Source organism: Paenibacillus amylolyticus (assembly GCF_050990605.1).
Taxonomy (GTDB): domain Bacteria; phylum Bacillota; class Bacilli; order Paenibacillales; family Paenibacillaceae; genus Paenibacillus; species Paenibacillus amylolyticus_H.
In genome coordinates, this window is record NZ_CP158832.1 from 5,715,832 (window position 1) to 5,736,885 (window position 21,054).

At 38.8% G+C, this 21,054-nt stretch carries 17 protein-coding genes; all 17 read right to left on the minus strand.

Features of this window, described 5'->3' with window-relative positions:
* Nucleotides 1–320: 320 nt before the first annotated feature.
* The 17 genes from ABTV53_RS25205 to ABTV53_RS25285 all read right to left on the minus strand — a co-directional run bounded on the left by ABTV53_RS25205 (nucleotide 321) and on the right by ABTV53_RS25285 (nucleotide 21,048).
* Nucleotides 321–1,016 carry a heptaprenylglyceryl phosphate synthase gene (locus ABTV53_RS25205; protein WP_340964602.1) on the minus strand — a complete coding sequence of 232 codons (696 nt, stop codon included), beginning with the start codon at nucleotides 1,014–1,016 and terminating at the stop codon, nucleotides 321–323.
* Nucleotides 1,017–1,131: 115 nt separating this feature from the next.
* On the minus strand, nucleotides 1,132–2,007 hold the full coding sequence (locus ABTV53_RS25210; protein WP_433747645.1) for a phosphatidylinositol-specific phospholipase C/glycerophosphodiester phosphodiesterase family protein: 876 nt from the start codon (nucleotides 2,005–2,007) through the stop codon (nucleotides 1,132–1,134).
* A gap of 131 nt (nucleotides 2,008–2,138) precedes the next feature.
* Nucleotides 2,139–3,539 carry an undecaprenyl-phosphate glucose phosphotransferase gene (locus tag ABTV53_RS25215; protein ID WP_433747648.1) on the minus strand — a complete coding sequence of 467 codons (1,401 nt, stop codon included), beginning with the start codon at nucleotides 3,537–3,539 and terminating at the stop codon, nucleotides 2,139–2,141.
* Nucleotides 3,536–4,468: a glycosyltransferase family 2 protein gene (locus ABTV53_RS25220; RefSeq protein ID WP_433754342.1), complete on the minus strand. Its 933-nt coding sequence runs from the start codon at nucleotides 4,466–4,468 to the stop codon at nucleotides 3,536–3,538. Before ABTV53_RS25220 ends, ABTV53_RS25215 begins: the two co-directional genes overlap by 4 nt.
* Before the next feature lie 216 nt (nucleotides 4,469–4,684).
* Nucleotides 4,685–5,623, minus strand: coding sequence for a glycosyltransferase family 2 protein (locus ABTV53_RS25225; RefSeq protein WP_433747650.1), 939 nt, complete (start codon nucleotides 5,621–5,623; stop codon nucleotides 4,685–4,687).
* A 105-nt stretch (nucleotides 5,624–5,728) separates the two neighbouring features.
* On the minus strand, nucleotides 5,729–6,601 hold the full coding sequence (gene rfbD, locus ABTV53_RS25230; RefSeq protein ID WP_433747652.1) for a dTDP-4-dehydrorhamnose reductase: 873 nt from the start codon (nucleotides 6,599–6,601) through the stop codon (nucleotides 5,729–5,731).
* Complete coding sequence (rfbB, locus tag ABTV53_RS25235) at nucleotides 6,598–7,623, minus strand: dTDP-glucose 4,6-dehydratase (RefSeq protein ID WP_433747654.1); 1,026 nt, start codon at nucleotides 7,621–7,623, stop codon at nucleotides 6,598–6,600. Before rfbB ends, rfbD begins: the two co-directional genes overlap by 4 nt.
* Nucleotides 7,624–7,641: 18 nt before the next feature.
* On the minus strand, nucleotides 7,642–8,202 hold the full coding sequence (gene rfbC, locus ABTV53_RS25240; protein WP_433747656.1) for a dTDP-4-dehydrorhamnose 3,5-epimerase: 561 nt from the start codon (nucleotides 8,200–8,202) through the stop codon (nucleotides 7,642–7,644).
* Between the two features lie 17 nt (nucleotides 8,203–8,219).
* Nucleotides 8,220–8,963, minus strand: a complete 744-nt coding sequence (locus ABTV53_RS25245) for a sugar phosphate nucleotidyltransferase (RefSeq protein ID WP_433747658.1) — start codon at nucleotides 8,961–8,963, stop codon at nucleotides 8,220–8,222.
* Between the two features lie 14 nt (nucleotides 8,964–8,977).
* Nucleotides 8,978–9,382, minus strand: a complete 405-nt coding sequence (locus ABTV53_RS25250) for a GtrA family protein (protein WP_433747661.1) — start codon at nucleotides 9,380–9,382, stop codon at nucleotides 8,978–8,980.
* Complete coding sequence (locus tag ABTV53_RS25255) at nucleotides 9,333–10,268, minus strand: glycosyltransferase family 2 protein (protein WP_433747663.1); 936 nt, start codon at nucleotides 10,266–10,268, stop codon at nucleotides 9,333–9,335. Before ABTV53_RS25255 ends, ABTV53_RS25250 begins: the two co-directional genes overlap by 50 nt.
* Nucleotides 10,249–11,346, minus strand: a complete 1,098-nt coding sequence (locus ABTV53_RS25260; RefSeq protein WP_433747666.1) for a DegT/DnrJ/EryC1/StrS family aminotransferase — start codon at nucleotides 11,344–11,346, stop codon at nucleotides 10,249–10,251. Before ABTV53_RS25260 ends, ABTV53_RS25255 begins: the two co-directional genes overlap by 20 nt.
* Nucleotides 11,347–11,373: 27 nt before the next feature.
* Entirely contained in the window at nucleotides 11,374–11,928 is a 555-nt protein-coding gene (locus tag ABTV53_RS25265; protein ID WP_433747668.1) for an acyltransferase, read from the minus strand.
* Nucleotides 11,925–12,332, minus strand: a complete 408-nt coding sequence (locus tag ABTV53_RS25270) for a sugar 3,4-ketoisomerase (RefSeq protein WP_433747671.1) — start codon at nucleotides 12,330–12,332, stop codon at nucleotides 11,925–11,927. Before ABTV53_RS25270 ends, ABTV53_RS25265 begins: the two co-directional genes overlap by 4 nt.
* A gap of 92 nt (nucleotides 12,333–12,424) precedes the next feature.
* Complete coding sequence (locus tag ABTV53_RS25275) at nucleotides 12,425–13,780, minus strand: hypothetical protein (protein ID WP_433747674.1); 1,356 nt, start codon at nucleotides 13,778–13,780, stop codon at nucleotides 12,425–12,427.
* 131 nt (nucleotides 13,781–13,911) lie between these two features.
* Nucleotides 13,912–15,915: a glucosyltransferase domain-containing protein gene (locus tag ABTV53_RS25280; protein ID WP_433747676.1), complete on the minus strand. Its 2,004-nt coding sequence runs from the start codon at nucleotides 15,913–15,915 to the stop codon at nucleotides 13,912–13,914.
* A gap of 87 nt (nucleotides 15,916–16,002) precedes the next feature.
* Nucleotides 16,003–21,048: a glycoside hydrolase family 99-like domain-containing protein gene (locus ABTV53_RS25285; protein ID WP_433747679.1), complete on the minus strand. Its 5,046-nt coding sequence runs from the start codon at nucleotides 21,046–21,048 to the stop codon at nucleotides 16,003–16,005.
* Nucleotides 21,049–21,054 lie beyond the last annotated feature (6 nt).

Below are 21,054 nucleotides of genomic sequence, written 5' to 3' on the forward strand. Positions count from 1 at the left end.
CCGATGACAGAATAATCTTCCGATCGCTGTTATTCCCGGATTTTTCGATCTACTTTTTCAAAGGTAAAAATCCGGTAATAAAGGCGAACGCTCCGCTTCTCCAGCTTATTTCTGTCCTCTACGTTATCGTGTAAAAAATAGTTTAGCTTATATTTAAAGGTAGTAAAAATACAAGAGAGAACACTTCGTTTCTTCAGATTGCTTCTGCACTCTCCGTTTCCGTGTAAAAATAGCCTGTGTACGAATCGTTAATCGGTAAGGGCAAAGTTCTATTTTAACAGATCATAAGGGGAAAATGGGGGAATGGTAAACTAAACCGATTAAATGGTACCTTTTACAGCCAACACCGTCTCAAGTGCCTTATTCAAATCGCTGTACACAATGTTGCCTACCACGATGGTATCTGCCACCTGGGCAGCTTGCGAGGCTTTCTCCGGATCATCAATTCCACCGCCGTAGATAAGGTGTGCCCGCTCCAATTGTCTGTGTGTCTCACCAACAAGCTCCATATCTCCGAACGTTCCACTGTACTCCATGTATACGATTGGAAGATTGAGCAGACGCTCCGCTGCCTGGGCATATGCCACGGCAGCTCCTGTCGTCAGATCCGTATCTGCACCAGTCAACCGCGCTACCGTGGAGTTTGCATTAAGCACAATATAACCCTCGGCAATCAGCAGATCCCAAGGGATAAGATAACCATAACGCTCTATGGCTTGCTGGTGGTGCCCAATCATCCATTTGCTGTCCGTTGCATTCAGGACCATAGGGATCAAATATCCATCAAAGCCGGGAACAACAGCCTCCAGATCAGATACTTCAAGCACACATGGCAACTCATAACGACGCACACGGGACATCAGGTCTACCGTATTATCATAAGTAATTCCGGAAGATCCGCCGACGATAATCGCATCGGTCCCCGACATGCAGACCAGATCAAGTTCTTCGTCCGTAATCTCCCTGTCCGGGTCAAGCTTAAATACATGTCTCCACTGCTTAATCATGTCTATCAACGAACATTCCTCCAGAGGTTCTTCTGCATCCTAGAAAGCTTGTAAACTAAGTCTAAGTCAGCAGACAGTGAGTGTCAATGTTCGTATAAAAAGGGGAACAGAAAAACATGAATTTTTACGGTTTCCAGGCAAAACGTGTATTCATCTCATCCAACTTCTGCTCCGTCAGCACGTCCGAGTACACCCCGTACACGCCCCATTTCTCATAGTTAGCCACCTGTTCAGTGTCATTGATAGTATGCACGTAGGTGACTGAGCCTGCACTATTCAGCTTGGCGACGAAATTCTGGTTTACTTTATATTCCGGCATAGTCACGGCATCAATATCATTTTTTTGTACAAAATCAACAACCTGATCTTCTGTATCCTGTGTGGCATATAACGTATAGATAATGGAAGGGAATGCATAGACTTCTTTCACCGTTTCAAGCATCGGTTCGTTATAGATCTGTACAACCACTCGATCCAGCACGGATGGATCATGTTCTTTGGCTGCATCCACGAGGGATCTTAACACCTGCTGTATATCCTCATCCTTCTGTTCCTTGGTGTCGGTTACGATATACATATCCGGGTACTGAGCCAGTACATCTATAATGCCATCGGCATCCATGGGTTGGTACATGCCCAAGATTGGCGTATCCATGAATTCATCATGTGTCAACGCTCCGGCCTGTTTTTCCTCGGGAAGCTCTTGGTCCTGTCCTAGCATTTTACTCATATTAGCGGTCCACTCATGTCTGGCTACGGCTTTGCGATCCGATGTCAGCATAAAGTCGATCTCAAAAACACGTGTGCCTTTCTCGTAATTGGCGATCATCGCTTCATAGGCGTTGGTATATGGTTGATCACGAATGCTGCCCATGGCGTGGGCGATTAATCTATAAGCGGTAAATCCGTCCCGTTGTTCCTCACTCTCACTTTCATAGGCGAAAAAGAGTGTGCCCACGGTGACGATCAGTAGTATTAACACGGCGGCAATGCGTTTCATATGGCATTCACATCCTCAGTACCTTTTTGATAGCTAACTACCCGAATTGAGGAGGTGCAAAACAAAACAGCCGCCCGGAGGCGGCTGTTAAATGGTGGGATGAAATTGTAAATCAATACCTTCAGGTAATCCTAATATGCATTCTTGAGACCATTTCGAATGGTTTCCCATATGATTTTGATATCGAATAATAAAGACCAGTTTTCAATATAAAAGATATCTTGTTCAATTCGATCCTCGATTGAGGTATCTCCTCGTAATCCCTTGCTCTGTGCCAACCCTGTGATTCCTGGGCGGACATGGTGTTTGATCATATATTTCGGTATTTCATCTCGGAATTGATTCACGTAGTAAGGACGTTCTGGCCTAGGGCCAACTACACTCATATGACCAAGCAAAACGTTGAAAAATTGAGGTAACTCATCTAGACTTGTGCGTCTTATAAAAGTGCCAAAAGCCGTTCGTCGCGGATCATTCTTGGTGGACCACCCTGTGTCCATTGTCCCCTCAGGAATGACTTTCATCGAGCGGAATTTGAACATCATGAAGTTGCGTCGGTTAAGTCCTACTCGCTCTTGTTTGAAGATGATCGGACCAGATGATGTCAGTCGGACACCTAGAGCAACAACAAGCATAACTGGAGAAGTCAATACGATTGCGGTTAGAGAAAACACAACGTCAAATGCCCGCTTCATCAATCGGTTCACCGCAATATCCAGTGGAATGTCGCGAACGTTAATCATGGGCATACCCGCAAAGTTATCGAAATGCGGTCGTGCTGGCAAGTAGTCAAAGAAATCAGGAATGATTAGAGTTCGTACTCCTGCCTTCTCACACACATTGATAATATGCGAATACTTATCATGAGCATCCAGAGGTAATGCCAGAATGACTTCATCAACAAGATGCGTAGACAAGAACTCTTCCAGTTCATCGATTCGGCCAAGAATGGGTTTGTATCTTTTCTGTTCACTCTGATCCCAGTGACGATAATCATCCAGGAATCCAGTCACTTCATATCCAAGTTCGGGATAATTTCTAAGGTTGTCATAGAAACGCTTGCCTAGTGATCCAGCACCAAGGATGAGCACAAACTGACGGTTGAAGCCTTTTTTGCGCAAGCGTTTCAGTTGCACTTTCACTATATAGCGATAAAACAGTGTGAATGATACATTGCCTATCATATACATGGCGAGATATGCACGTGAGATGTTTACTTCTTTGAAAAAGAACATCAGGCTCAGCAACATGAAGAAGGCTATGCCATGAGACTGAACGATTTTCCAAAGTTCGTCTACAAATCGTTTTTTTCGCTTGGCTATATACAGAGAGGACATCAGTCCTGTGATGATGGCAAGAACTGCGTAAACCAAGCTCCACATCATATATTTCTCTATAGGTAGTGGATTTTGGTTCGTTAACAGGTCACTCTCAAATTTCAGCCACCAGGCTAGCAAGAATGAAAGCTGAATCACGCCAAAATCAGCCGCAATATACAATTGGGTTAGAAATCGTTGATTACGCCGAATCATGGGTTCACCTCGGAAGATGTCTCATTCTCCGCTCTCATGCGGGTTGCAGTCTGCCCTTGTCGAGAAGGAGGGGACAATTTGCTGCGCAGCAGGGACAAAGTAAATTTGAGCGAGATGCCCACACACACTGCCGTATTCGTGAGTAGATTGTACTTCTTCGCGTAGTGTTTGCGGTGGAACACCCACATCGCTCTATGAAACTCATACGTTATTTTCAAAGGTTTGCGACGGGCACTACCACCCTTGTAGTGCACAATATATGTACGCGGATAATAAAAAATGCCCCATCCCGCCTCTTTGATGCGATAACACCAGTCAATATCTTCTCCATACATAAAGAACGTCTCATCCAACCCGCCAACCTGGTCAATCGTCTCACGCCGCACTAGCATGAACGCACCGACAAGACAGTCCACCGGATATTCATCATCCGGGCTCAAATGTCCCAGTTGATATTGATTAAACTTGGGCCGATCTGGGAAAAGACGAGAAATACCGAATGCATAATAAAATGAAGCCGATGGTGTAGGAAATCCACGCTTGCATGCTTTGTCCAACGAGCCATCCGGCAGAATGACTTTGCAGCCTGAAGCCCCTATCTCTGGATGACGATCCATGAAATAGATCATGGTATGTAGCGTGTCTGGCTGAACGACCGTGTCAGAATTGAGGAGGAGGATATAGCGTCCTTTGGCTACTTCCATTCCTTGATTATTGGCTACGGCGAAACCTGTGTTGTTCTGATTAGCTATAAGATGAACTTGAGGATATGCCTCTCGGATCGCTTGTACAGAATCATCCCGCGAGGCATTGTCCACGACGATGACCTCGTAGCTGTAAGAGGTATTGGAGGCATAGACAGAGTCCAGACAATCCAGCGTCAACTGACGGGTGTTGTAGTTGACGATGATGATGCTGGTGTCGAACATTTGAGATGCCTCTGTTAATTGTAAACCGACCGGATGGGCGGCTTCTGATACTTGGGTCATTTGTAAAACTCCTGACTTGTGGTGCTTTATATAAAAACACGATCATGAAAATAAAATAGATTATGATGTAAACCCAATACTAGCATGGCTTTTATACACTTAACGTGAGTATAGCATATTTTGAATAGCAGAAGCAGAAAGCAATGCATACATTTATTAGAGTTTACCTGCAATAATAACTAATTTCAGAACAATATTATCCAGAAAAGACTGTCTGTAAAAAGGTGTCTTAAACGCGTACCAAGTTCTATCAATAACATTTTTTTCTAAGCAGTGAAGCAAGTTTCTTATTTCTTCAATTTGTGCATGGGTTAGGGAATCTTTATACATATCAAGAAATAATTTAGCCTGTTTGCTTAAAACATAATGGTTGTTCCCGTTCACAAATCGATTCACACGCTTGCGCCATTTCTGAACCCATCCATCACGCCCCCCACCAAGTACATTACCTTCATGCTGCCGATACTGTATACTGGGTTGCTCATCAAAAATCACCTCCCCGAAAGTAGTGACGTACAGAAAAATCCACCAATCGTGCATAATCACTTTACTTAATTCAGAAGGGAGGTTGCTTCTAACTTGATTAAATGTAATATCATTCATAACCATCGTGCACCCGACACACGAATTTTCCACTAATGCATTGTGTAGTTCAAGTGACTTTTGGGGAACCTTAGGCCATACACCAATAGCGTTTAAGTGCTGATCTACCATCTGAGTTGAAGAACAATAGAGCAAAGGAATTGCTGCGCTCCTGGTCTGTAGCAATGTAACTGCTCGAATAAGCTTATCTTGTTCCCATACATCATCCTGATCACAAAAAGCATAATAGTCAAACGTAGGTAGAGAAAACCTCATTAACTCGAAGAAACTACGAATAACCCCCAGATTGTCCTCTGAACGAAAATGGATCCGATCCGGATATGCTTCAACATATAGTCTCAACTTCTCTATTGTACTGTCTGTAGATCCATCGTCTCTTATATAGATTTGAGTCTCCACATTTATTTGGGCCATCAGGCTATCCATCTGTTCATTGATATAGCGCTCACCATTGTAGGTGGACATCATAATTAATACCTTGGGTTGTTTCACATCGCACCTCATTATCAGATAACGTTAGACATTCTCCTGTAGAGATTACTCTATTATAAACGAAATCTCCCGCTCATAAGTTACTGGGCGGGAGGTTTAAATGACTCAATTCTGCTCTATGTGTATTTCTTTCAAAAAATCGCGTAGTCCTTCACGCCAAGGTCTAAGATCATTAAAACCATTGGTTCGAATCGACAGATGCTCCAGCACCGAATTTCGCGGGCGCGGGGCAGGACGAGGAAACTGCTCTGTACCACAAGGATAAACTTCAGCTTGAATGTGGAAACCAGATAATAACTGAGCCTCCTCAAAAATTGCTTGAGTGAATTCGTACCATGTACATGCCCCACTGTTGGAAGCGTGGTAGAGGCCGTATTTTTCAGTACTCATTAAATCATGCAAGAAGTAGGCTAGATCAACCGTATACGTGGGTGATCCTTTTTGGTCGTTTACGACTTGAAGCTTCGGCTTCTCCTGACCAAGTTTCAACATGGTTTTCACAAAATTATTTCCGTAAACGCCATACACCCACGAAGTGCGGACAATAAACCATCGGGAAGATAAGGATTGCACCAACAGCTCTCCAGCACGCTTAGACTTACCGTAGACGCTCTGGGGATTCGTGTTATCATATTCTTGGTAAGGCGCATCGGAGGTACCGTCAAATACATAATCCGTACTGATATAAATGAGCTTTGCTCCAATACGCTCAGCAGCTACCGCAATATTTCGGGTTCCTGTGGCGTTGACTAGATAGGCTCCATCTACATCCGTCTCGGCGGCATCCACCGCAGTATAAGCCGCACAATGAATGACCACCTCTGGATGATAAGTCGATATAACATCGTTGCATTGAAGCTGGTCTGTAATATCCAATTGTTCGCGATCACAAGCCAGAACGTCATGCCCCTCTTTTTCCAAAAGAAGCACCATATCCTGTCCCAATTGTCCATTGGCTCCAGTCAAAAGCACCTTCATGCCTTGGCGTCTCCCAAACGAGAACCGTACTGCTTCACATAGTAATCCTGATAGGCACCAGACTGAATACGCGTCCACCATTCTTTGTTATCGAGATACCACTGGATGGTTTCTTTAATTCCTGTCTCAAAATTATATTTTGGCTTCCAGCCGAGTTCATTCATCGTTTTGGTCGGGTCAATACCATATCTGCGATCATGACCAGGGCGATCCTGCACATATTTGATTAGCGACTCGGGCTTGCCAAGCTGCTCAAGAATGGTTTTCACGATGTGCACGTTAGTCCGCTCGTTATTGCCACCAATGTTGTATACCTCACCATTGCGTCCCTGGTGAATGACTAGATCGATGGCACTGCAGTGATCCTCAACGTACAGCCAGTCTCGAATGTTTAACCCGTCTCCGTAGACAGGAAGAGCTTCATCATTCAACGCACGCGAGATCATGAGTGGAATGAGTTTCTCAGGGAACTGGAATGGTCCGTAGTTGTTGGAACAGCGCGTAATATTTACAGGAAGACCAAAGGTCTCGTGATAAGCACGTACCAATAAATCTCCTCCAGCCTTGGAGGCAGAGTATGGACTATTGGGCTGAAGTGGCGTCTCTTCCGTGAACAATCCTGTAGGTCCGAGAGAACCGTAGACTTCATCGGTTGAAACTTGGACAAACCTGGTGACATTGTGTTTTTTGGCGGCATCCAGTAATACCTGAGTACCATTTACGTTTGTCCTTACAAACACATCCGGTTCTAAGATACTGCGATCCACATGAGATTCGGCAGCAAAGTTAACCACCACATCCACGCCCTGACCGATCAGGTGGTCCATCTCCTTGGCATCAGTGATATCTGCTTTGACGAAAGTATGCCGCTTGTTGCCTTCAAGTGATTTCAAATTCTCCAGATTGCCCGCATATGTGAGTGTATCTACGTTGATGATCTCATAGTCTGGGTATTGTTGGAGCATATACATGACAAAGTTACTTCCAATAAATCCGGCACCGCCGGTAACAAGCAGTTTCATATGGTTGAAACCTCCTAATTACTTCACTTCGAAATTGAAATTGATTTCTGCGTCCTTCAGCAATGGGTGCCTTTTGTCCTTATCTGATAAGGTCGGATTTGATGTGGGCCAATCAATTCCAAGTGCCGGGTCACTCCATAGTATGCCTCGGTCCTTCTCCGGGGAATAGTATTCGTCTACTTTGTACAAGACTTGGGTGTTTGGCACTAGGGTACAGAAGCCATGGGCAAATCCTTTGGGTACCAATAGTTGACGGTGGTTCTGCTCACCCAGGATAAATCCTTCCCACTGACCAAAGGTTGGCGACCCTTGGCGAATGTCCACAATCACATCGTAGATTGCACCGGATATGACACGAATCAGCTTCGTTTGCGATTTAGGGCTGAGCTGATAATGCAATCCTCGCAATACGCCAGGCTGCGCAGACAAAGATTGGTTATCCTGAATGAAATGATAATGGAGTCCGTGCTGCTTCATAAGCTGGTCGTTATAGCTTTCCATAAAAAAACCCCGGTGATCTCCGTGAACCACCGGTTCGAGCAGAACAGCCCCCTGTAACTTTAAGGAAGTCACTTTCATCACTGAGCTCCCCTTTATTATAGTTTTAATTTTCCAAACTCTTCTCCAAAAAGAATCTCTTGAGATAACTCGTTTGCTCTGGCGAGAGAAGCATGAGTCCCTGCATCTGTCCACCAGCCTTGCAATATATCAAAAGTCAGCTGCCCATTTTGAATATATGCATTGTTCACATCTGTTATTTCAAGTTCTCCTCGTGCCGATGGTCTCAATGTTTTAATAATGTCAAATACCTGGCTATCAAACATATATATGCCAGTTACAGCATAATTGCTTTTAGGCTGTTGCGGCTTCTCTTCGATAGATATAATACTTGAACCTTCGATCTCGGGAACTCCAAATCGTTGGGGATCGGATACTTTTTGAATTAGTATTTTGGCCCCTGTCCCTTGAATTCGAAAATTCTCAACATAGGGGGCAATATCATCAGAAAATACGTTATCCCCCAAAATGACCACCATTTGATCGTCACCTACAAAATGTTCAGCAAGATCAAGAGCTTGTGCGATCCCACCCGCCTCGTCCTGAACCTTATATGTGAAAGTAACACCCATGTCACTTCCACTTCCAAGCAAGTTGACTACATCTCCCATATGTTCTTTCCCTGTTACGATAAGGATATCTTTTATACCTGCTCGCTTAAGCTTGTATACTGAATGGAAGATCATAGGATACTTCCCTACAGGGAGAAGATGTTTATTGGTAACTTTAGTCAAGGGATACAAACGTGAGCCTGTACCTCCTGCTAGAATTATACCTTTCATAAGTATAGCCTCCATTATTTGCTTTTTATAATCGTTTTGGTTAAGAGAAAGGTGATCGGAACTGTAATTATCATGGCAACTAAAGGCACGATTTGAACATATAATTGTAAGTACTCAACTAAAATATAGAGAAGCAGTAAATTGACTAGGTATTGTACCAAATAAACAATTGGGAATTTAAGGAATTTAATAAATGATACTTTTTCTTTAAAAACAAATACCGAGTTCAGATAATAGGATAGAAATATGCCTATTACATAAGATACGGAGTAAGATAAGGAATAATTAAAGAACAGAAGCAAAAGTAAATACATCAGGTATGTGACCAACGTATTTATTCCTCCACTGATCACAAATTTCAGAAATTCCTTATTCAAATGTTTCGTCAATAACATAGGAAGGCCGTTTCCTGCTCTCATCCAGAATCCTCCAAAGATATTCTCCAATAATCCCCAGCATTACCATTATGATACCTAGCAAAAAAGTGATTAATGCAATAATTGTGGTCCATCCTTGTAATTCAATGATTCCAAAAAACGTACTTATTACTACAAAAACACCATATAATATGCTAAGTATGGCCGTAGAAAATCCTATCATGGACATAAAGCGGATAGGCGCATATGAAAAGCTTACAAATGAGTCTACAAATAACTTCACTTTTTTCGCAAGCGTCCATCTTGATTTACCTAATTTCCGCTCTTGTCTAATATAGGGAATTTGAGCTTGATCATGCCCCAGCCAGAAAATCAGGCTCATCACATTTGTGTTTTTCTCTTCAATGTGAAGAATTTCCTGAACAACCTGCCGATCAATTAATAAAAAATCAAATCCACCTTTCGGATAATCCTTTAAGGCAAGTTTCTCCAGAAAGTAATAGTACGTATTTGAAAATAACTTCTGGGAAAACGATTCTTCCCGATCCGCTCTAGTTCCAAGCACAATCTTTTTACCCGTTTTCCAGTAATCCAGCATCTCTCTAAACATCTCAGGTGGATCTTGCAAATCAGCCGCAATAACCCCAACACATTCTCCAGTTGTATATTTTAGTCCGGCTTGAATAGCGGACATGGAGCCAAAGTTACGACTAAGTTTTATCACTTTAATTCTTGAATCTTGATTCCTCGCTTCAAGCAGTAACTCCAAAGATTTATCTTTTGACCCATCATCAACAAAAACAAATTCTAAATCACACTCAGGCATAAGATTTTGCAGTTTTTGCAGTCGCGGTATAGTGAGGGGAATATTTAACTCATTGTAGTAAATGGGCACAACAATAGAGAATTTAATTCGTTCTGTACTCATTTACAACCTCCACAACTCTCTTGATATCCTCTATTTCCATAACTGGACTGATGGGAAGACTAACCACTTCAGCATGTATTTTCTCAGATATAGGAAATACAAGATCATTCCATTCCTTATAGGCTTCCTGCTTATGAGGAGGAATCGGATAATGAATCATAGTCTGTACGTTATTCCTGTTCATGTATTCTATAAAGTGATTCCGATGTTCTACGCGAATTACAAAAAGATGCCACACATGAGATTCAGGACCAGACTGTACATTAGGTAGAGCAACGCTTGAGTTAGTAATATTATTTAGGTAATATAAAGAAATTTCTCTCCTACGTTCATTATCATGATCAAGCCACTTTAATTTTTCACTCAAGATGGGAGCTTGAATCTCATCCAGTCTACTGTTGTATCCCTTATATAAATTTTCATACTTTTTATGAGAACCATAATTTCGAAGAGCGCATAGTTTATTAAACAAAGTCTCATCATTTGTTGTGACTGCTCCGCCATCCCCAAGCGCGCCCAAATTTTTGCCTGGATAAAAACTGAAGGCAGCTGCATCTCCAAGATTTCCAACCCTTTGATCTCCATACATTGCTCCGTGTGCCTGGGCGCAGTCTTCTATAATCTTCAAATCATAACGATTTGCAATTTCTCGAATAGGATTCATATCACAGGATTGTCCATACAAATGAACTACTAAAATTGCTTTTGTATTCGGAGTGATATGTTTTTCTATTTTAGAAGGATCCAGATTGTATGATAGCAAGTCAGGCTCCACTAAAATGGGAGTAGCACCGTTGGCAGAAATCGACAATATCGAAGCGATGTAGGTATTAGAAGGCACGATAACCTCATCACCTGGTCCAATGTTGTAAGCATGAATAATAAGTTCAAGAGCATCCAAGCCATTGGCAACACCCACACAATAGTGTGTACCACAATATGCAGCAAATTCATTTTCAAAAACTTTTACGCTATTACCCAAGACGTACCAACCTGAATGAAGGACTTTATGTACTCCGTCCAAAATAGCCTGTTCATGGCGCAGATTAATTTTTTTAAGATCTAAAAAAGGAATCACCTTTGCTCACCTATTTTCCATGAAGTTTTAATCTTCTACAATGAAGCCGCCTTCCAAAAAGTACTGCTTGTGGCATTCTGAACATTGCAACATTTCGTTTAATTTTACTCCACAATTGCAAATATAACTTCTGAACTCCGCTGGATTTCCATACCATAAAGTATTATTAGGAATATTTTTGGTAACAACAGAGCCGGCTCCAACCATAGCATACTTACCAACAGTATTTCCAGCTACTATAGTAGAGTTTGCTCCTATAGATGCCCATTCCTCTAGAATTGTTTGAAGAAATTCGGGCGGGTACTGTTTAGATCGTGGTCTAAGGTCATTGGTGAAAGTTACATTAGGTCCTATAAAAACGTTGTCCTGTATAGTGACTCCATCCCAAATATAGACTCCTGATTTTACCGTTACATTATTTCCTATAATTACTTCATTTTCAATAAAAGTATGGTCGTTAATATTACAATTTGAGCCAATCTTAGCTTTAGGCAGAACGTGAGCAAATGCCCAAATCCGTGAATCGTCACCAATATCGTTGGTTTCGACAATGGCTTGGGGATGCACAAAATAACTTTTCACCCACCATACACCTCCAAAAATTGATCATAATCACGAATGTAATCTTCCGGGTCGTATAAATGTGAAGCAAGGACCAGCAATACGCAATCAGGTGAAAAATCATACATTTCATGCCAATCACTCGGTTCAAGAATAAGGACTTTCGTAGGAGAGTCTAGCAATACGTCTGTTTTTCTTAATGTATTGTCCAGATACACCTTACATGCTCCAGACACACACACCAATGCCTGTCTTGTCTTGTAGTGAGCGTGAAACCCTCTACGGACACCTGGAGAGGTTTTGTAAATGTAAAAAACTCGATTAATTTCGAAAGGTAACAATTTATTCTGCTCCAGGACAGCCAAATACCCCCTCTCATCGCCTAGTTCACCTATTTCAACAATTTTACTACTGCTAACTAACATACTTATCCACTCCGAACTTTATTATAATGAACAAACCGCAACCGGGTACTAAAGTTAACTAAAGCAGCCATAGGAAAAAATCCATTTGGTAATTATAATCCAAGCCAGTTGATCCAGTTGATTCTTCCTGTTTGATAGTCCATTAGGAACGACAAATAGAATATAACCAAGACCAGCCCTATACTAAATAGTATCGATATTGATAATTTAAGCATACTTATAGTAGCGTTTCTTTGGTGAATCTGAATATATTCCACTATTCTTTTGACCCCATATGCGAAATAAAACAACATCAATAAGTATAATGGGTAGCCAAATCTGGATTCAATAATTGTTGTCCCCAGGAAGGCCCAGTAGAGTATAAAAGAGGTACTTAAGGTTAAGGCAATGAATACTCCAATCTTTTGCTCTTTTTTCTCTTTGCAGCTTTTCAAAAATGAAGCTAGACCGTAAAAACTAACTATCCAAAAAACGTATAAAAACAATGAACCTAATATTCTGCTAGGTGGATAAAAATTCGATATATATATCTGAATGTATCCCCAATCCAGAACTCCGAATAAATGTGAGAGATACGTAATCAAGAAAGCAAAGAAATCAGTAAATATCAAACTATAGATGCTTTCAGCTTCCATGCTTTCTACGAACGGTGAAGCATAAAAAAGTTTTGGATGTTCCCCAGGAATAACTACAGTTCCATACTTTAAATTCGAAGCAGCAAGATTACTTTGAAATTCATATAGATTTGCATGCAGTAGTGGATTCCAATCATTATAGTATTTTACATTGTTAAATAGCTGAGGAAAAAACAGCACTGATAAGGCTAAAAAGCTTAAGATGCTTGTCCAAATACGGACGTCTTTAAACATATAATTTCTAACAAATAGCAATAATAAAACTATTGGGATGAAAATTAATGATGAAGGCCGAATCATAACACTAGCATTAATGTATCCAAAAATTTGAAAATAGGTAATTTTCTTTCCGAAATCACCAAACATCAACGAAGATAGTGCTAATAAAATAAAGCATGAAGCAAGCATATCTGTTAAGAGCAACGTAGTTGCATGAATAAAATATGGATTTAATAAACCAAAACATAAAACCGAGTAGTATGCTAAGTTGTTATTATGATAGTTTCCGAAATACTTCGCTAATTTAAGAATTGTATATGAATAAATTACATACTGAAAAATACTGACAACTACTTTAATTACAAAAGGGTCTCCATCAGTGAAAATACTGATTATTGAGATAACTAGAGGATAGAGATAAGTCCTTAAATCACTAATCAAACTGAATAATCCATTTTCAAGTATGGCTTTACTCAAGTTCATATAGCCAGCTTCATCATAATAAGAAACATTGTAATTTGTCCTTAAGTAATAAAAAAACATTAATATCGATAAAAAGAATATCGTTATATTTTTCCACTGTTTCACAAACATTACTTTCAACTCTTTTCCACGACTCAATTATTATATTAAATGAAAATACAAACTAGTATCTATCTTCAAGTTTTCTACTTCAATATTCGGAGAAAAAAAGAAAGGGTGTATTCACATCACTAAAGAATCAATTAATAAAAATGAATTTTTTCAATAGTAAAGTTAGCATTGTTAGGTGGATCGATTCGTAAAGAACCAATGTTATTCATTAAAACTTGTTTTTTTACAACAATTCTATTTAATCCTTTTTTAACCATCATATTAGTGCTAAATTTTCCTGAATATTGTTCATTTTCTTGTGCGAAGAATAGATACCCCTCACCATCAACATCGCTTATAAATTCCATCTCTATAAATTTATAATCATTTGATTTCATTGGCTGGCTTAAAACAAACGATACTTGAGGATCATATGAACCCGCCTTGTAAGTTACAGAATTGGTATCCTCATGTAAAACATTCATATCAAATACGCCAACTTCTTTTCTATCCCTTAATAAATCATAACTAACTTGAGATCCAGCTACTGCAGATCTAACTTTGTCACTTTCTTGAATTATACTTAATTTATATTTTTCTTGATTTTCTGAGAGGTTTACGATAATAATATCGTTTTTTATGGCTACAGACCCTTTATAGGGCCAAGCAGGCATATTTACAGCAGCTTCGTTACCAATCTTTCTCTGTTGTTCTGTTGGTGAAATATAATCATAGCCTAGGGATTTCATAAACAAACGGATTCTTTTTGTTTCAGAACCGTCCCATTCATAAAATGAGTATCCTAGAACCTCCTGCTTAATAACATTCTCATCTTGTTTTTGCGGATACTTACCTACAAAAAGCACGGGTAACGAGGGGTCTTCTCCTTGATTTAGATTGGATATTACTGCTCCAATTTGATTCGCCAGTCTAACGTCATTTTGATAACGCATATAATCGCCATAAAAAAGCCTAGAAAGTGCCAGCGCTTGAGATACGGCAAATATAATCAAAACCAGAAAAACTATAACTTTTAAGTATTTGCTCTTTATGAGAATATTTAATCCCATCCATATCACAGGTATAACTAATGCCCACGTTAAACTTGTACGTATTGGAACTGCACTTCCAAGAAGTATAGGCATGAGAAGTGGTGTAAAAAGGACTCCGATAAAAGTAATAAAAGTACGAATCATATATCTTTTGCGTAATAAAGATATCAAAAGTAACATGCAAGAAATCAGACCAATACAATACGAAATCGTGATGATAATGCCACCATGAGCCGATCTTCCAAGGAAAATCCCTGAAAAGTATGCCAATAAATTTCCAACGATCTCTTTGAAATCAGACTTACCCCAAACCATAAAATTGTCTACATAACCCGTAGAAGGATAATATAACTCCACTATAAAATTTATAAAGAAGTAAAGACCATACGCCAATACTACACCAAAGAAATATTTCAAGTATACGTAATATAAATTAGTCTGTTTAATTGCATTCATCTCACTACTCAGTAAAAACAAAAATGTTGCACTAAAAACTCCGCCCACATAAACAAACAAAAATGACTGATAAATTGAAATGGAAAAAGTCAACAACACAACACCCAAGACAAAATATAAACTACTCTTTCTCAATAGGATTGTTGAACAAATAAAGAAAAAAGAAAGTAAAACTAAGATCCATCCAACATACAGCTCAAAACTCATCATTGCGAAGCCAATATTTTCAGAATGAAACGGAAACGTTATAAACAAAAATATAAAAATATAACCCAAACTATTTTTCCCATTAATTCGGGTTTCATTAGAGAAAAAGCTAAAAATAAATGCACCTAAAATACTACTAAAAAATAAACATACGATTGCAAGGAATGTACTTGTTATTGAATTAGAGTGCCAATTAAAAAATATCATCTTTAACAGTACAATTCCAAATCTACCTTGTTCTCCCCAGTCTTTATCTACAGTTGTCGAGAACATTGCCTTTTCTTCATCAATAGATAGTGTATATTGGGTTAAAGGAATACCATACGCTATACCAATTAGAATTAAGCCAATAATAAATAAAAAATAATTTTGTTTAACATATTCTTTGAAGCATTTAAGATCCAATGCAAACTCTGCTTTAAACTCTTTCAAGTCAAACATAGCATACTCCTAACGTTGTCAATTCAATTCTATAAATATTTTCACATTCCGATGGATTTAGTAGATACACAGGAAGCCAAAGGAGATTTATTCTCCTCTGGTTTCCTCCACCGCTTCCTTCGTGGCCTGTAAATAGGCGTATCCATATTTTTTGTCCGGCTCAAGGTATGCCCCTTCTCCCCATTCATTCCAAGCGTTGATGAACACCATTCGGTCTTCGATGTCAGTTCTATTGGCGCCTTCATTTATAACATCTTTGAGCCATCTTTTATATAAGTCTGGTGTTGCGCCATGATAAATCATGCCTTTATTATTTCTCCTGGCAGTATTGTCCCACATAGGCATAACAGCCCGATAGAGTTTAGGGAGATTGTACTCAAAGTATCTCTGGTTCTCTACTAGGTCCCTATAATCAAACACCTGTCCTGAAAAATCTTTTCTTATATAATTTATCTCTTCCGTAATATTTTTCGAGTTCTGATACACTGTTCCTGGATGGAATTCCGATATGGCATCAAACCCTATTTCTAGAAGATCCATCTCAACCATATTTTCTTTTACTCCTATAATGTATAGCTCTCCCGCACCATTGTCTGCACAATACTTTCTCCAGTATTGAATGACTTTTTTTGGTTCAGGTATAAGGGAAGGCCTATATACTGTAATAACCTTTTTGTTTTCTACAGTAATATAGCGGTCATCTTTTAGAAAACGTATCATATCATGCATAACTTCTTGATAACTTTCTACAGTTTTCGGCTGTTCCATAAGAATATCTGTGTTTGTCCCATCAAAACGCCTAGTCCAATTTTCATTAGCCCAACAAATGGAAAAAGGAAAATTCATACTCCGATTCGAGAGGAACATTTCAATTGGCTTTTCGAGTAATCGTTCGCCATCGAACCAGTAATAGTAAAATGAAAACCCGTGTACACCATACATTTTCGCTAATTCAATCTGTCTTAACATATTCTCTTTTATCCTTAAATCATAGAAACCAAGTTCTCCTGGCAATCTAGGTTGGTAATGTCCAACAAACTGAGGAACAGCTCTACAAACATTATTCCATTCTGTTACCCCTTTCCCCCACCATTCCTCATTATGTTTATCCGGATGAAACTGTGTCAGGTAGTACGCAATAATTTTAGGATCACCTTTTTTAAATTGATAGGATTCGTCAGTTATCGGAACATATGAATCCTTTCCTGATTCAGGGAGACCTAAAATCTGAGAAATATAATCTGACTGGAATGCATTCTCAGGTGTTGCCGTCATTCTTATTTCAATTTTCTCAGTACTATCTTTGTTGGCCGCCTCATAGTTTAACAATTCAGGCTTGAATTTTCTCTTGACTCGATAAATGAATTTGCTTTTCAGACTATTAGACATAAAAGGTGTCTTCCAGAAAACTTTCTTCATGTTCTGATACCATTCAGTCTCCTGTACATAGTTAGGCGCACTTTGATATACTGCAACGTCTTGTTCAACATTAACTAATGGGACATGGTTAGAATTAACCAATGCTATAGTTCTCTCCATGATTGATTTCCAAGTATTTTCCAAGGCTTCATTTTTCATTAGGGAAAGATATGATTCATCAAAACGTAAAGATAACGCCTTGTTTAAATTTTTTACAAACTCATCCTCGGAATACGAAATAATACAAGATTTATACTTTAGACATTCTGGCAACGCATAAGTTACGATCGGTTTATTCTGTGCCATATATTCAAATATTTTTACTGGTGAGACGGATTTGGTTAAATCATTCATCACAAATGGTAAAATGGCTACATCATAAAAGGCACTATATTTGCTAAGTTCACTATAGGGTTTCGATCCTATAAAGTGAACGTTATCTTTTAGAAGTATTCTACTTTCTTTAAGTGAATCATCGTGCTCATATCCTATTAGTAATAACTCAAACCTTTTATCGTCAGCTATCCTGTTTAACAACTTATAATCTATCCACTGTGCAAGTGCACCGTGATAGCCGACAATGATTTTTTTCTTATCCAAAATATACTGAATGTCAGCAGGGCAAGGGATATCCCCCCCATCAATATTCCAATGCTCGTAATCCACCCCATTTGTGATCATTTCCATGTTGGTATTACGATAGGGCTCTATTTGACCATATAATTTATCTGAGGTCGCGACTACAGTTATCTGTTCATTCGCCAAAACATATTGATGTCGTTCCATTACAAACTTAGGTATATCACCCGTGATTTGAGGAGTAATTTCGTCGATGTACTCATAAACGATGTGATAACCTTTACTGAGATATACTTCCAGTTCCTCAATTGTGGTTGCTAAATCAATGGATTGGAGCCTTATTATTCTCATGCAGTTCTGTCTATCCAACAATTCAAATAAGCCCTTCTTTATTTCGTAGTTATCAAGATTTACTATACATAAGGTTGGCGATATAAATTTGAATACTTCAATATCCTTGTCCACTAAAGGGTGTGCTCCGTAAAAGGAGATCCCCCCTACGTTCCCAGCTTGTATCGACAAATGTTGGAATCTCTGGAACAACGGTGTGTTCCATCCCATCGGAACATGGAAAATGTCAATGAATTCATGCGGCGTTTCATTAATCCACTTTTCAATTACTTTCCATGTTGAATCATTGGATATATTCTCCGCTATTTCGTTGGATTTTTTAACATTAGAAAGTGACTCATGTCCTTTTGTTCGAATCTTGTGCACTGTTTTCTTCCATCCATAACTCTTGATATTTTGTTTCGTTTTCCTCAATAGTTTTAGACTTTCTCTATTAAGGTTTATCGTTTTAGTTTTGAACTTCTTTAGTTTATCAATGGTCAACCTAACTGGTTTGGTTATCTTCCACGTTGTTGAATTAATTAGAGTATGATACTCCTCCGCCAACTGATTTTTTTCAAGTGTTATGGCCTCAAACTTTGAATCCTTTACCACCTGTTGAGTCAAAAGATCACTAACTTGGGTATGCAGAGACTCGGTCTCGTTTATTAGATTGTGATTAACTTGCTTCAAGTTCTCATTTTCATCTTGGAAAATTTCTAACTGATTGTTCAAAGATTTTTCCACTTCAAGGCTGTTCTCAATTTCATCATTAATTTGACTAGCAACCAAAAAACGAATTGCAAATTCGATCTCAAAAACTACGCTTTCTGATTGAGGGCACGTAAATAAATACATCGGATCCGTGGTTAGGAACAAATCCCCATTGGCATGAAAAGGATACTTATTGTAAGCTGTTGCCTCAACAGGTTGTCCACTGACTTTAGCACTTATAATGTCACAAACGCTTAACTTTCCCTCTACAGGATCGAATCTTATATTCTTTATATTAGAGTAGGCAGCCAAATCAAATGTCAGGACTACTCGTTCAGAAGTAGCATCATAAATCGCATGCTCTTTTTCATTATCATTAAAACCACTTCCAGTATCCAAATATAAATTGGCACTACAATGATTAACATTAAATACTTCAGTCTCTTTGTGGAATTTTATTGTATTTTTTTGGAAAGGGATTTTGTTGAACATCTTTACATAATTCTCTGAAAAATGAGCCTCCCATTTGTAAAAGACGTCAATCATTTCATTAGAAATTCCAAAAAAATCGTAAACTTCTATGTCACTTACACTCCACTTTTGCTCACCATACTTCTCAAAAAAATCTTTAACTGAGCGCCAAAATATAAACTTTACTGGCAACTTACATTCGAGGATCCACTCATAATCGAAAATTTTAAAATGCTGCTGCTCATCATAAAAAACATTATCAAACAACACATCAATATTTTTGAAATTGGTAAATTCCAAATCCTCTTCTACTCTATGCAGACCAAAGGTTGAATGGAATTCCTTAGAGTAAGCATTGATTTCCTTATGGGTTGCGGAATCTATCATCTGATTAAATTGAGTTAACAATGTTTTAAAGCCTGCAACATCATTCACAGCTTTCTTTTCCAGAAGGACAACTTCTACCGTAGGGAACTGCACAAAATCATAGACCAAATCTTTATCAATGATCTCCACAGGCAGTAAAGTCATGTTTTTGAGTCCATCCATTTGTTTGTGGTGACTTTCCATATTTTTGAGATGCGTGATCGCTTCTATAGTGAGTGGCTTTTTCTTTACTTTAAGTGTATCACCATCAGTATACAGTACAGTACAAATTTTATAAGCATCGTCTCTATTTGAATTGACTTTAACAAAAAGTATATTGTTTTCATCTTTCATTACGGCCGAACTCTTACTTGCTGCAATTAAAAACGAATTAGCGAATATACCTTTTGCATTCTCATTTATAAGTTGGTTTTGCATTTGAACTTCTTCAAAAAACATATATCTATCTTCATCATAACTATGAGTATCATAAGATAAAGGAATTTTATCAAATCCATCATCCGTATAAATAAAATCCGGAAATTTGTAGTCTGGAAAAGGATAGTAAAATTGGTCAACTTTTAACCCTGATCTATCCATCAAATTTATAATTTCATTCTTGGAAAAAGTTTTTACAGATCGGTCCGCCGTCTTGTATCCGTCTAAACCCTCAAATAATTCTCCTGTATGATCTTCCTTGGCGCCCGAAAAATATTTCAGTCCTAAACGATTCTCAATTCCCACTAGAATACTTCCATCATCATTTAAATAGGCTGATAATCTTCCAAGAAATGTTTCATAGGGACTGGTACCTGAAATAAAAGATCCCGCGTACTCCAAAACTCCATTTACAATGATATAGTCGAAACGATCTTCAAATGTTATATTTTCTAAATTCCCAACGAAAATATCCAGATTATCAAAATGTTTATGTCGCTCATAATTAATGGTCGCTCTCGTTTTGGTGAGTTCTACTGAAGCAACATAATCTGCTTTCTCACATAGTAACCCAGTAAGGGCACCACATCCGGATCCAACTTCTAAGATGGAACAGCCCTCTTTAAAAGGATACCAGTTCAAAATATTCTCCCTCAAAGGAGAAAGATGATAGAAAATCGGCCAACTAACATTTTTTAACACCTCAAGATTCACATGACCTTGATTACGGACAATTTCTAAAATTTCATTTTCAACAGAAATCCCATCTGTATATTCATTTTCACCTTTATAAAATTCCATATTTAAATTAGCCATATTTTC